Below are 14,134 nucleotides of genomic sequence, written 5' to 3'. Positions count from 1 at the left end.
TCCGTTAATCCGAACCAAATAAATCTCGGGTATAGACCTTATCTACGACATCTTGCAGCTCTTCCACCATACGGTTAGACACAATCACATCTGACATATCTTTAAACTTGGCCAGATCTTTGATCACTGGTGAGTGGAAGAACTCTGTTTCTTCTAACACTGGCTCATACACGACGACTTCAATGCCTTTGGCTTTCAAGCGCTTCATGATGCCTTGGATGGACGAGGCTCGGAAATTGTCGGAACCTGATTTCATGATCAAACGATAAATACCCACGCGTTGTGGGTTACGCTTGATGATCGAATCAGCCACGAAGTCTTTGCGGGTAGTATTAGCCTCAACAATCGCGCCGATGATGCTGTTAGGCACATCCGCGTAGTTTGCTCGCAGTTGCTTGGTATCTTTTGGTAAGCAGTAGCCACCGTAACCAAATGACGGGTTATTATAGTGCGAACCGATACGTGGGTCTAAGCCAACACCTTCAATGATTTGACGCGCATCTAAACCATGAGATTCCGCGTAAGAGTCGAGCTCATTAAAGTAGGCCACGCGCATTGCTAGGTAAGTATTCGAAAACAGCTTAACCGCTTCCGCTTCGGTTGAATCGGTAAACAAGACTTCAATATCTTGTTTCATTGCGCCTTCAACAAGAAGATGGGCAAACACTTTAGCACGCTCACTTTTCTCACCAACGATAATACGTGATGGGTGCAGGTTGTCGTACAGCGCGCGACCTTCACGCAGGAACTCTGGTGAGAACAACAGATTTTCACAGCCCAACTCGTCTTTAATACGTGCGGTATAGCCCACAGGGACGGTCGACTTGATCACCATCACCGCATTGGGGTTGATCGCCATCACCTCTTTAATAACGGCTTCTACTGAAGAAGTATTAAAGTAGTTGGTTTCTACATCGTAGTCCGTTGGCGTGGCAATAACGACATAATCAGCGTCTTGATAGGCGAACTCTTTATCGAGTGTTGCAGTGAAGTTCAGCGACTTATTGGTCAGAAAATCGCTGATTTCGGTGTCCACAATCGGCGACTGCTGGTTATTCAGCATCTCTACTTTTTCAGCGACGATATCAACCGCAACGACTTCATGATGCTGAGCAAGCAGCATCGCATTAGACAGACCAACATAGCCTGTTCCAGCAATAGCAATTTTCATAGTTAAGCCAACGAGTTAGAGAGTCATTAGTTAAAGAGTAATTAGTTTTAAATGTTCAAAAAGTAAACCCTGCTTCTTCCCTCATTTTACACAAAGAGAACCAGGAAACCATTGATTAAAGCTGTTATGAGCTAAAACTGGCTGTCATGAGCTAAAACAAGCTGTTACGAACCAAAACAGGGCGTCACGAGCTAAACAAGCTCTCACGAACCAAAACAAGGCATCACGAGCTAAACAAGCTGTCACTAGAGCTAAATAATCCAGCAAAGCTTGAGATTTAAAGTGGCAGTCAAATACATGCCAATACATGAGTGCCCTATACTTTCACTTTCCTTTCAAAAGCTGAAACCTGAACTCACAAGATAAACAAAAAAGGGCCCAACCTCACAGTGAGGTTGGGCCCTTTCTAAATTGAGCGTATTTTGCGCTACGCCATTTTACCGAACGACTCGCTGGTCTTGTTTCTCGCTTTCTCGCTTCTAAATTCTAGCTTTCTAGCTTTCTAGCTTCTTCCAGTTTCTTACTATTTTCGCCATTTTAAAAGAGTGTGTCATGGCGTAAGTGTGGAACAAGAAGCACAGCGTAATGGTGTAGAACATAATGTATTCTGGCACTTGGAAGTATTCACCTAATAAACCCAGGGTAGAATAAATCAACTGTACCGAACAAATCACAACGAGGGATTCACGTGGTGTAAAACCAATGCGTTGCATAATGTGATGGAAATGCTCTCGGTCCGGTTGGAACGGAGAATGCCCTTTACGAATACGACGGATCATAATGGCCATCATATCAATCAAAGGCACCGCAATTAACCACAACGCCGTCACCGGACGAATCGTATATTGGCCGTGTTCAGGCTGTGTTCCTCGGATTAAAATCCAGATCACAAGAAAGCCGATCATCATGCTACCGGCATCCCCCATAAACACTTTACGCAGTTTGCCAAAATACCCTAAATTAAACAGCACAAAGGGCAGTAAGATAACCACCATCACGGCCATAAAGAAGGTATAAAACTCAAGCCCATGGGTATAGAACACCACGCCTAACGAGGTAAAAACCACGATGCTTAACCCACCCAAGAGCCCATCAATACCATCCACCATGTTAAAGGCGTTAATGGCACCGATCACAGCAAATATGGTCACCACATAGTCGATAACAACCGGAAAGTCCCAAACACCAAACCCAAACGCATTACCCACATGAGAAAGCGTTAGCCCGGTATAATGCATCACGATCAGCGTTAAGACAGCTTGCACGCCCATGCGCAATTTAAAGCTGATATCGAAGCGGTCATCTGCCACACCAATCAATACCAGAACCGCTAAGCATGACCCTATCACCCCTGCGTTATTGAGCTCGGCCGAATTCAGGTAAAAGAAGTACAACAAGGTAATACAAAGCGATATGCCGCCGACCAGAGGAACCACCCCCTCATGATGCTTTCTGGCATTCGGTTTATCCACTAAGCCAATGGCATAGCCGACTTTACGCATACAATACAACACCGCAAGGGAAAGAAAGAAGAACATAGAGAGTTCGATAAGGTAATCAAACAGAGACATTGATTTAAGCTCTTTGGGAGTATTAGATAAAGGTAATTAAGTAAAACGATGAAGCGAAGGCAATAAAAAACTGCCATCGCGATTCATCAAGTTTGGATGCACTACACCTTTTCAGAGGCTGTTTTATCCATTTCGGCTTTGTTGCTTTTGAGATAGACGTTTTGATAACAGTAATTTGTCGCCTCGATGTATCCATCGATGCTTCCACAGCCAAAACGTCCAGAGCAAGATTACGAAGCCCCTTGTCCTGCAAGGACTTACGAAAGGTAACTGTTGCTACGGTTCGCTTTTTTCTGCTTTCTTTTCATCCCTGCTTTGAAGCTAGTTTCTTCAGTAAGCAGGTTTAAAGCTAAAAGTCTTATAACTGCTTAGCGGAAATAAGATTGATAACTCGGGCACTGGTGTCGTGTACTGGTATGCCCAGTTTGAAATCACCATATTGTCTAAGCCATTGCAAATTATCTTCACCAAAATCTTCCCAACCTTCAGCACCAGCAGTTGTTAAGAAGATAATGTCGGTTAGCGTGTGCTCTATTTTCCAAGCTTGGCGAAGGTCTCGAATAACTAAAATATGGTCCAAAAGGCTTAATCCATTCATTATGGCTAAATATCTACTGTTAAAAACAGTATATGATCACACCTAAATCTGATCATCAAATCGATCTTAGATGTATTGAGATTATTGTGACTTTAGTATCTAATTAGTGAAAATATGACTACTCGTCACCCCTTATTCCATAAGGGGTTTTCATGATCTTGCCCTGGGGTAGTCGGTGATTTGAAACCTGTCAAATACATGGGTGTCCTGCATTTTCCCCTATGTCAAACGTAGAGGTAACTTAGTGTGTATGGTTAATTAATCGCTTACGTTCAAATCCAGGCACCTGCTTGATTCAGTCTAAATTAAACTAGATTTGGGCTTAGTCATTCCTGCTTTAGTAAGCAAGAAACGCATTGCACTTTTTACATGCCAATAAAAGTGCATAGAAAGCAACTTCCTATTTGCGTGCTTAGCTAAATGACACGCCTTAAACTCAGGAAAATAAGTTAGTTTATCACCCATTAAATAGCTACGATAACAAATATCAATATCTTCACAATACATGAAATATCTCTCATCAAAACCACTTAACTTTGAATAGTGACCAACCTTAAAGGTAAGGAATGAACCAGCAGCCCAATCAACCTGAGTTGTTTTCGATAATTGATCTCTATCAATTATCGAGCTATTACCAAATCCTAGGAAAGATTTAACAAACTGATTTAAGGATGGAAACCTTCGTATTGAATTGTCATATATCAAATTATCAAAGTCTTTGTACAAATTAATTGAAGATAAGTTAATGTTACCACGACTCATAGCCTTAACTAAATTGATGATTGTATCTGAGTCAATGACTACATCTGGGTTAAGCACAACAAAGTAATCACCATCTTTCATGTTTAGCTCTTTTTTACAGTAATCAAAAATAATATTATTGTTTTCACCAAAACCACAACCGTAAAGACTTCTATTGTTAATCCAATGGAAATTTCTTTCTTGTGCTAGTTGATGGAAATCATCGTTTACTAAATTACTTTTTACTATAATATTAAAGTCTCTAACCAATTTATCCAAACACCCTAGTTCATTGATTAAATTTGAGTGTCCATGAGATACCACGGCAATATAAATCGACATTAAAATAACCTTGCTTACTTTTAATTAATCAAAATGTCATCTGCTTTGATTGTACCTATAAGCCTATAAAGCTCTAAGGAAATACTAACCTACGACTAAAGCTCACCAGTAAACCCAAGAATTTTAAATATGCTTCTTTCAAAAGTTCACATAGCAAGCATTCTACCTAGACACATTTTAAAATTTAACATGAATATTAAAACATTGCATTATCTCAACTTACCTTCGCTTAATCCCATCTTTAACACCTCTGATTAGCGACTTAACATATCCTTTCCTTTCATTCGGAGATGCTGCGATTAAAATACTTTGATGAACGATAGAAAAAACAATCTCTCTAAGAGCCATTATTTTGGGAACATGACTCAATCTAAACAAAAAGAAAGAATTTCTTAGTCTATAATAACGCCTAAACGCACTATGCTTAGGTACATAAAACTTCCATAATTTAAGAGACTTATCCCCTATTGAATGAAACATTTTTGCCTGTGGAACTACAAGAATTTTGTGTCCTAAGTTATATGCACGAAGACACCACTCTGTATCAACATAATCAATAAAGAAATCTTCATTCATTCCTCCGACTTGCTCCATAACTTTAGTGGTAACTGTCGTTCCAGATGAAATCACATTATTTACCCAAAAAGGCGATTGCGTCTCTAAGGGGAAATGTTTTTTCCTACAACCGTTATCAAATATCTCTACGATTGGATAAGTAAAACCTCTATCTTTATCTACAAATATTGGCGCTGTAATATTAGCATCCCCATTTATCAGGGGTTGGGTCAACTGATTAATAAAATTAGAGTCAGGAATTGTTGAGTCCTGATCAAAGAAAATAATGTACTCAGCATTATGAATAGTACAATATTTAATTCCTTCGTTTTGGGCTTTTGCTATGCCGAGGTTATCTTCCATCCATAATGTTTCACACGGTAAACTGAAACGAGAAAAACTACCGTTATCAACTATAACAGACTTAACATTACTTTCTTTAAGTGAGCCAACTAACTTTTCTAAATTAGCAACCTCTGGGTTGTATGTTACTATTACTGCAAAAATAGAATCATTATTCATTAAAATATGTACCTCTAGTACTATGTATTATATCTAACTCTAAAAAAGTAATTTACGAGAAAAGCCCAAAATAATTGGAAGGAAATACCTGTAAAAGCAATTACATTGGTAAATATCGCGAATAGTGCAAAAACACAAACAACTGCATAAGGTGCGACTGTGTATGATGGTCTTGTTGTAACAAGTATAGAAAAAAATAAAATTATAAAAAAAACTATATTAGTTACGATAATCCCAAGCCAACCAAGATACATATAGCTTTTGCCATATAACGTACCAACAGTAAATGAAGTGGCAATACGCATATTATCAACATTACTTACACCATAGATATCATTTATTCGATTAGATATCGTATCAGGCAACAGTTCATTTAAAACATAGAAGATAACACTATCAGAATCGTATTGATCAAAGTCATTCTTCATATCTATATTATTTTGCAGGTTTGCCAACGGAGTTGCTATATAAAGATAACCCCAAAAGAATTCCTTTGGTATAGCTGATGATATAAATTCATCACTGGCCCCTCCCAATGTCAAAATAAAATCAGACGTAACACTATCAATAGCAACATTATCATGATTCTCACGTAAGTTACCAGCTAGACCGAAAGAAAAAAGTATAACTAAACCTATTACTGAAGTAATTATTATTTGTTTTAGCCTTAAACCTCTCCTTAATAAATAAACCGTAAAAAATTGAGCCAAACAAATTATCACTGCTCCTCGATTAAATATTAATATAAACGAAAAAACTAAAACAAAAGCAAATAACAAGTACTTTCTTTTCCCAGTAACTAAATAAAAATCGAAGAAAACAGTCGAGAAAACTGTTGCTGCAGTTGCATATATTACATAAACAACAGGGATACCAAAATCAGTGTAATCTATATTAAAACCAGACAATTTGGCAAATAATGGAATAGCACCTACATATATAAAATTCAACAATAGCAAGATTAGTAATGTAAAGAATACAAAGTTAGAAACACGACTAAAGTTAGGAGGTTGATATTCCGTTTCTCTTAAGGCATATGTTTTATTTTTTGTGATACAGTACAATATAACTGCATTGAATATGCTAACAGATAGAAAAACATATAATCCAGTAGATAATTCAGGTAGCAGCCATGACCAACCTAATGAGTAGGTCAAAATAACTAAAAAAAATGAAAAAGCATAAACAACAAATGGATTTATTAGCATAAAATGTATCCTGCAAGTAATCTCTTAATAAATCATATCTTATATTCATAAGGTTTAGTGTACTTTAGTACTTTAAATGAATTATCAAATAATTTAGAACCTACTTTCTCAAGTGAAAAACTATCCTGCCAAGTATATTTACTTAGCTTATATTCATTACCAAGCGTTCTTAAGCTTGCTACATGTTGCTTATCTCTTTCTATGTTGTATTTGTGTATAGCCCATGCAAAATCGATCAGAACTAAACCTTTATTTTTTGAAAATAGCAAATTACCTTCATGTATATCTCTATGGCAGATTTCAGCCATATTCAAGGCATCAATCACCTCCTCACAGAAAACCCTATACTGTTCTCGCGATACAATCGTACTTGTTAATTCTTCACCCTCAATTGCTTCCATAGCAACTATGGACATAGAGTACTTACGAAATATTTCAATTGGTTCAGGTATCAACGACGGAATAAGTTTATATAATTCCGTCAAACAATAATACTCACATTCTGCTGCGTTATAAGTTCCTGATGTTTTAAGAAACACTCTGTCACCTTGCTTGTTATCAGCAGTAAGGTAACCGACCCCATGATGCCATGATGAAAATTTAAACAATCGTATGTTAATAAACCCAAAGTTCTTTAGCTGAGGATAAAAGATTGCAATTTGCAATATAGTTAATATTTTATAAATTACATTTCTCATCAAATAACCATTCGCTTTAACTTTCCTAGTCGTAACCTAAAATCAACTAAGACCAGTTGCCTAATTAATCGGACTATATATCCAATAGTCGAGCACTTTTCAACATCAACATTGAGCATATCAACATTTGATCTATTTAGGTATACACTTATATCTTTAGGTATCGTTATTAAATATGACCTTTCCTTCATAAAGCTTTCCGTGAATTCAAATACAGAGTTTATGGTCATATTTTCTTGATTAAAATGGTTTTGATAATCATCAGAAATCTTCACTTTATGTATTAAAGCATGATATGATAACATAGGAAAAAAATCTTCTTTTGATGGAATACTAAAAACACCATTCATTACAGAATTATCTAGAATATTCTCTTGCCAAGTTCTATCATAATACCCATCTCCAATTTCTCTTAAATCACAGGGTACAAATTCATCATTTACTAATATTTCGTATGCTGCTGACCTGAAAATTCTCTTGCTTTTTTTTGCATTTAAAATGAATGCGAAATCAACTTTGTTTGTTGTCAAAAAATCAATATCTCCGTGATCATTGACTCTGTAATCATTAGGTAATGAATCAAAATTCCTCATTACCACATATTGTGCACACGAGTTAATTGTAGAAAACATATGTTTAAAGTCACGCCAACCTTTTGAACCTTCCAAGTCTCTGTCCATAAATATGGTAGACATAGCTTCAATCTCACACTTTCCCGAGTAATCGTTAGTATACTGTTTAGCACATTTACCTAATAGCAACATTAAATCATGAGACGTTTCATGCTTTCCATTAGTTGCATGAATCTTATGGCCACCTCCTGTCCACTCCCTATATAGTGCTTTTCTATCGAATACATTAATATTTACGTATTCAGGCCCTCTAGATGTATCTCTGTAGTCATATTCAGGTGATTCATCAATGAACGTAACTATCAAAAATCGACCACTTCCACAATGTTTCTGTTTGTGAGAACCACTTGGTAGTTTTTGACCATAAAATCTTGAAAGATTCGTATGAAAATGTTTATCACTCCATTTCATGTCAATACATTGACATATCTTGAATGATTTATTCATATCATCAAGAATGATCTTTTCCTTGTCACGCCCCTTTTCCCAAATGATCAATAAGTTCAATTCGCTCATTTCAATCCTCTACTACTAATAAATTTAAACTTATTGTTAGCTAATACTAAGCTATATATATTTTTAATTGTTATTGATATTGCAGTCGCAAGTGCAGCACCAACTGCACCAAAGTGTGGTATTAATAGGCAATTTAGCGCGATATTTATTACCACTGATATCATCAGCGATTTTCTGTGAATATTAGATGATCCGGTCATCATTAGTAAGTATGCAACAGGACCAGTGCTTAACATAATAGCCTGCGAAAAAGAAAGTATAACAAGAAGCTTATAGCTACCAGTGTATTCTGGACCGTAAATATATATAAGTAGAATCTCACCAAAATAAAAGAAGAATAGAAATATAAATACTGCCACTATTGCCATAGCGATGGTAACCTTGACAAAAATATCATTTATTCTTGCTATTTTATTTTCCTGCCACAAATTAGAAAATATCGGACCGATAATACCATTGGCTATAACTAAAAACACTGATGATATCATTGCAACTTTATTTGCTATATTATAAGTCGCAACCTCTTCTAGCGAAGAAAATATACCAATCATAAAGGAATCCATAGTTGCAATGATAGAGTTTAGTACTGCAACAATAAAGAATGGTTGTAGGCACGAGCGATAGTCGGTTATCACCTCACTACTATAGTGCTTTTCTTGCCCTTTAGTGCTAAAAAGAAGCATTGAAATCACAAAGCAAATTAGGATAGAAGAGCTATATATATAGATAAGATCAAAACTATAAATCAGCACTAACATCATTGTAATCAAAGGAATTAGTACTGTTTGTAATAGTACACCTTTATTTTGATTATCATTGCCTTTTAGGTACTCCGATGAATAGTTAATAAAACTAAAAGGAAGCAAAGTGATTGAAATTAGAACTGCAACTCTTCCATCTATTTCACCAAGAAGATACCCAGCACTTAACAACATAAATATTGCTACATACACTTTTATTGCAATAATTGAAGATATACGAAGAGCTATGTACTTTTGAGAAACACTGAAGTACTGTGATAATTTTAGCAACGCATTATCACTACCAAATCTTATTAGTATCGAACCCATTGCAACTAGGTGAATAAAAATAAAATACTGCCCTAATTCAAATTTTGTGTAATTCTGCGCTAGAACTATACTCAATATAAATCCGAGAGCCAAACCGCTAAATCTAAGAGCAAATACCAAAAAATACCGCATAAACAACCTTGCTATAATACCACACCAGAAACCATGCTTGAAAGTGCGTTAGCACAACAATAAAGTAAGGCATTCAAAATACCTTACTAGTTTTATTTCACTGCACTATTCGATTATTTACTCACCGCTATTTTGCTTAAAAACACTTCACCTAAATAGTAGCAATCTTATCTAAGCTTAAACCTTCCATATCTTTTTTTGATAATAGTGGTTGCTGATCAGTATGAATTGGCCATTTGATATTCAAACTAGAGTCATTCCACTTAAGTGATTGCTCAAATGCAGGATTATAATAATCCGTACACTTATAAACAAACTCCGCTTCATCACTCGTCACATAAAAACCATGAGCAAACCCTTCTGGCACCCACAATTGACGTTTATTTTCAGCAGATAAGTACTCCCCCACCCATTGACCAAACGTTGGTGAATCTTTTCGAATATCAACGGCCACATCAAACACTTCACCAGATACAACGCGAACTAACTTACCTTGGGTGTTTTCTGTTTGATAATGCAAACCTCGCAAAATGCCTTTTTTAGACTTAGAATGATTATCTTGTACGAATTGAGTCGGCTTTCCCGTTACTAGTTCTTCGAATTTCTTTTGTTGCCAAGTTTCCATGAAGAAACCTCGCTCATCACCAAATACACTTGGTTCAATAATTTTTACATCAGGGATTTCAGTATCAATGACTTTCATTTTATTCGCCTGTATACGCTTGAATATTGTTTAACGCGGCCTTCCAATCACTCGCTTTAGCCGAGAAACCTAGCGTGATTTTTTCGGTACTTAAACGAGAATTGCTTGGGCGCTTCGCGGGTGTTGGGTATTGGTCGGTGGTGATACTCGTTAAGCTTGGCTTATTTGCAAGAACTCCCTGCTCTACGGCAACATCAAAAATAGCATCAGCAAAGTCAAACCAACTGACGTGAGGCAACCCCGAGTAATGGTAAACACCGTACTCAACAGCATCACCTTGATCAATACGCTTCGCTATGTGGATCAAGGTATTGGCGATATCACCAGCATAAGTCGGCCCGCCAAACTGATCACCAACAATACTTAATGCGTCTCTATTTGCTCCTAAACGCAGCATGGTTTTCACGAAGTTATTGCCGTTCTCACCAAATACCCATGCTGTACGAAGGATAATGTGTTTTTCACATGCTTGTGCGACAGCAATCTCACCAGCTAATTTACTTTCACCGTATACGCCTTGTGGGTTTGTCGTATCCGTTTCTGTATACTCGCCCGCTTTATTGCCTTCAAATACATAATCGGTAGAGATATGCAGCATTGCAGCACCAACACTCTGAGCGGCTTGCGCTAAGTATTTAGGACCATCACGGTTTATCGCGTAAGAAAGGTCGACTTCCTCTTCGGCTTTATCAACCGCGGTATGTGCTGCTGCATTAATAATGATAGTAGGTTGAAATTCAGCAACTACAGCATTTACGGCCTCTTGGTTAGTGATATCAAGGTGCTCTCTATCTAGAGATCGAACTGTAATATTTCCATTATTAGCTAACTGCTCAGTTAAACTCGAACCAACTTGGCCATGGTAACCTGTAATGAGTACTCGCATCATTTTATCGCCTTGTTCTGAGCGTCAGTCACTAAACGAGTCAAGTACTGGCCGTACTCGTTCTTCGTCATTGGTTTAGCTAGAGTTAGAACTTGCTCATCGCTCAGCCAACCGTTACGCCATGCGATTTCTTCTAAACAAGCAACTTTCAAGCCTTGAACATTTTCAATCGTTTGCACAAACGAAGAGGCTTCGTGCAAACTTTCATGCGTACCGGTATCTAACCAAGCGAAACCACGACCTAACAATTCCACATTCAGAGAACCATCATTGAGGTACATTTCATTGAGTGTGGTAATTTCGAGTTCTCCACGATGAGATGGCTTCACTTGCTTAGCCATTTCCACCACGCGGTTATCATAGAAATACAAGCCAGTTACTGCATAGTTGGACCTTGGTACTTCTGGTTTTTCTTCAATTGAAACGGCCTTCATGTCTTTATCAAATTCAACCACACCAAAACGCTCTGGGTCTTTGACTTGATAACCGAAAACAGTAGCGCCAGACTCTTTTGAAGCAGCACTTTGTAGTGTTTTAGAAAAAGATTGACCATAGAATATATTATCACCCAGCACCAAACACACGCTGTCATCACCAATGAACTCTTCACCGATAATAAACGCTTGTGCTAAGCCATCTGGGCTTGGCTGAATCGCATACTCAAGGTTAATACCAAAATCAGAGCCATCACCTAGTAGGCGTTGAAATCCAGCATTATCTTCAGGTGTGGTGATAATCAAAATATCTTTAATGCCCGCAAGCATTAATGTCGAGATCGGGTAAAACACCATCGGCTTATCGTAAATCGGCAATAGCTGCTTAGATACGCCACGAGTTAATGGGTATAAACGTGTGCCAGAGCCACCAGCAAGAACGATCCCTTTCATTATTCACTTTCCTTAGTTTCCGTTGACTCAACACCTAAACGCTCACGTTGGTAACTACCATCTTGCACATTTTGGCACCATATCGAGTTATCTAAATACCATTGCACTGTTTTACGAAGGCCGGTTTCAAACGTTTCTTCAGGTGTCCAATTTAGCTCTCGCTGCATTTTGCTTGAGTCAATCGCGTAACGACGATCGTGACCAGGGCGATCTTGAACGTACGTAATTTGCTCTGCATACGCTGACTCTTTCGGGACTAGCGCATCTAGGATGTCACAAATCGTATTGACGACTTCGAGGTTTCTCTTCTCGTTGTGGCCACCGATGTTGTAGGTCTCACCTACTTTGCCTTCGGTTACTACCTTGTAGAGTGCGCGAGCGTGATCTTCGACAAATAGCCAGTCACGGATTTGGTCGCCTTTCCCGTAGATAGGAAGCTCTTTACCCTCTAAAGCATTAAGAATCACTAATGGGATCAATTTTTCAGGAAAGTGGTAAGGGCCGTAGTTATTTGAGCAGTTGGTCACCATAGTTGGCAGACCATAAGTACGCAGCCATGCACGCACTAGGTGATCGCTCGATGCTTTTGATGCCGAGTATGGGCTTGATGGCTCATACGAGGTTGTTTCCAAGAACATTGGTAGCGCTGCGCCTTCTGGAACTTCATCAGGATGTGGAAGGTCGCCATACACTTCATCAGTCGAAATATGATGGAAACGAAACTCTGATTTTGCACCTTCTTCAAGCGTATTCCAATACTCGCGAGTTGCTTCAAGTAGGGTGTAGGTACCAACAATATTGGTTTCAATAAACGCCGCTGGGCCAGTGATTGAACGGTCAACATGAGATTCAGCCGCTAGGTGCATGACTGCATCTGGTTTGTGCTCTGCGAACACTCGGTCAAGCTCTGAACGATTGCAAATATCCACTTGCTCAAACGAGTAACGTTCGCTCGAATCCACTTCGATAAGAGATTCTAAATTACCTGCGTAAGTGAGCTTATCAACGTTGACCACGCTGTCAGATGTGTTCTTGATGATATGACGAATGACAGCAGAGCCGATAAAGCCAGCACCACCAGTGACGAGGATCTTCATAGTTTTCTCTTTCAGTATACGGTTTAGGACAACTCACGAACGTGAATATGTATAGAATTTTAGAGGCTTAACTTCACAAATATTTATCTGTCAATATTAGGCCACTGAGACATTTTTTATTCATTTTGAGACAGTCTATTTTCAACCATCCCTTATAAAACCTAGATTTTGCTGACTTTTTCAAAACCGCCTCAATAGGCCGCCAAAAGCAGCCTTTCAGTGGCTTGTGAGTTGTAGCGCTTTTGACTTGCTAACGACTCACTTGCGGCCTACTTACTTGCCGCTCTCGCATTTGGGTACGCTACCGCCCTTAGGTTTGGCTCCTAAAGGCAATAGTAACAAGTTGTTCGCTTTTATGCGTTTTGCTTACGATTTCTAATTTGCGATATATTTTAGCAAAATAAGTGCATATTAACCAATTTGAAAACTGCTCTGCGTGACTCGAACTTTACAAAGCGTTGACCCACCGCACGCATTGTACATCGTGCAGGAACTGGGTGCCTATGAAGTAACGGTTTTCTTGTGCTGTCTCGCAATAGCGCTTTTCTATATCAATGAAAATATTGCCGTTTCGATATAACGAGACAAAGCTTGGGTTGTTGTTTACCAGCAAAAGTTCTTTAATTTCTGTGCGTGTTAGCCCTTGTGGGTAATGGTTAACCAGCAAAGTCAAAAACTCGCCAATCCGCCCTTCTACTCGCGCTATCTCTTTTGCCAAAATGGTGGCTTTTTCTTCCGTTGTTAGTTTTTTTAGGCGGTTATCGTCCATGTTGCCCTCTCCCTAATTCTACTTTTGTCTCTTGAC

General features: G+C 38.3%; 13 protein-coding genes and 2 pseudogenes. All 15 read right to left on the bottom strand.

Annotation, left to right across the window (positions count from 1 at the left end; all coding sequences use genetic code 11):
- Window positions 1-4: 4 nt before the first annotated feature.
- The 15 genes and pseudogenes from Q1A70_RS00880 to Q1A70_RS00810 all read right to left on the bottom strand — a co-directional run bounded on the left by Q1A70_RS00880 (window position 5) and on the right by Q1A70_RS00810 (window position 14,098).
- Window positions 5-1,171, bottom strand: a complete 1,167-nt coding sequence (locus tag Q1A70_RS00880; RefSeq protein WP_299686007.1) for a nucleotide sugar dehydrogenase — start codon at window positions 1,169-1,171, stop codon at window positions 5-7.
- A 494-nt stretch (window positions 1,172-1,665) separates the two neighbouring features.
- Window positions 1,666-2,742 (bottom strand): UDP-N-acetylglucosamine--undecaprenyl-phosphate N-acetylglucosaminephosphotransferase, encoded by a 1,077-nt coding sequence (gene wecA / locus Q1A70_RS00875; RefSeq protein WP_299686004.1) that lies wholly within the window; start codon window positions 2,740-2,742, stop codon window positions 1,666-1,668.
- A gap of 101 nt (window positions 2,743-2,843) precedes the next feature.
- A pseudogene (locus Q1A70_RS00870) lies at window positions 2,844-2,963 on the bottom strand (UTP--glucose-1-phosphate uridylyltransferase); the annotation flags it as partial.
- A 152-nt stretch (window positions 2,964-3,115) separates the two neighbouring features.
- A pseudogene (locus Q1A70_RS00865) lies at window positions 3,116-3,340 on the bottom strand (transposase family protein); the annotation flags it as partial.
- A 300-nt stretch (window positions 3,341-3,640) separates the two neighbouring features.
- On the bottom strand, window positions 3,641-4,423 hold the full coding sequence (locus tag Q1A70_RS00860; RefSeq protein WP_299686001.1) for a glycosyltransferase family 2 protein: 783 nt from the start codon (window positions 4,421-4,423) through the stop codon (window positions 3,641-3,643).
- Between the two features lie 219 nt (window positions 4,424-4,642).
- Window positions 4,643-5,500: a rhamnosyltransferase gene (locus tag Q1A70_RS00855; protein WP_299685998.1), complete on the bottom strand. Its 858-nt coding sequence runs from the start codon at window positions 5,498-5,500 to the stop codon at window positions 4,643-4,645.
- A gap of 20 nt (window positions 5,501-5,520) precedes the next feature.
- Window positions 5,521-6,708 carry an O-antigen polymerase gene (locus tag Q1A70_RS00850; protein ID WP_299685995.1) on the bottom strand — a complete coding sequence of 396 codons (1,188 nt, stop codon included), beginning with the start codon at window positions 6,706-6,708 and terminating at the stop codon, window positions 5,521-5,523.
- A gap of 32 nt (window positions 6,709-6,740) precedes the next feature.
- Entirely contained in the window at window positions 6,741-7,406 is a 666-nt protein-coding gene (locus tag Q1A70_RS00845) for an RIO1 family regulatory kinase/ATPase (protein ID WP_299685992.1), read from the bottom strand.
- The gene (locus Q1A70_RS00840; protein WP_299685989.1) at window positions 7,406-8,554 is read right to left on the bottom strand and encodes a hypothetical protein; all 1,149 of its coding nucleotides are present in this window, start codon (window positions 8,552-8,554) and stop codon (window positions 7,406-7,408) included. Before Q1A70_RS00840 ends, Q1A70_RS00845 begins: the two co-directional genes overlap by 1 nt.
- Window positions 8,551-9,756 (bottom strand): polysaccharide biosynthesis C-terminal domain-containing protein, encoded by a 1,206-nt coding sequence (locus Q1A70_RS00835; protein WP_299685986.1) that lies wholly within the window; start codon window positions 9,754-9,756, stop codon window positions 8,551-8,553. The genes Q1A70_RS00840 and Q1A70_RS00835 overlap by 4 nt, the downstream gene beginning before the upstream one ends.
- Window positions 9,757-9,907: 151 nt before the next feature.
- Window positions 9,908-10,459 (bottom strand): dTDP-4-dehydrorhamnose 3,5-epimerase, encoded by a 552-nt coding sequence (gene rfbC, locus Q1A70_RS00830; protein WP_299685981.1) that lies wholly within the window; start codon window positions 10,457-10,459, stop codon window positions 9,908-9,910.
- Window position 10,460: 1 nt separating this feature from the next.
- The gene (gene rfbD, locus Q1A70_RS00825) at window positions 10,461-11,345 is read right to left on the bottom strand and encodes a dTDP-4-dehydrorhamnose reductase (protein WP_299686090.1); all 885 of its coding nucleotides are present in this window, start codon (window positions 11,343-11,345) and stop codon (window positions 10,461-10,463) included.
- Window positions 11,345-12,232 carry a glucose-1-phosphate thymidylyltransferase RfbA gene (gene rfbA / locus Q1A70_RS00820; protein ID WP_299685978.1) on the bottom strand — a complete coding sequence of 296 codons (888 nt, stop codon included), beginning with the start codon at window positions 12,230-12,232 and terminating at the stop codon, window positions 11,345-11,347. The genes rfbD and rfbA overlap by 1 nt, the downstream gene beginning before the upstream one ends.
- Entirely contained in the window at window positions 12,232-13,329 is a 1,098-nt protein-coding gene (rfbB, locus tag Q1A70_RS00815; protein WP_299685975.1) for a dTDP-glucose 4,6-dehydratase, read from the bottom strand. Before rfbB ends, rfbA begins: the two co-directional genes overlap by 1 nt.
- 448 nt (window positions 13,330-13,777) lie before the next feature.
- The gene (locus Q1A70_RS00810) at window positions 13,778-14,098 is read right to left on the bottom strand and encodes a hypothetical protein (protein ID WP_299685972.1); all 321 of its coding nucleotides are present in this window, start codon (window positions 14,096-14,098) and stop codon (window positions 13,778-13,780) included.
- Window positions 14,099-14,134 lie beyond the last annotated feature (36 nt).

This window comes from uncultured Vibrio sp. (genome assembly GCF_947488985.1).
Lineage (GTDB): Bacteria > Pseudomonadota > Gammaproteobacteria > Enterobacterales > Vibrionaceae > Vibrio.
The sequence above is the reverse complement of the archived record's forward strand: the minus strand, read 5'-3'. Positions and strand labels throughout refer to the sequence as shown.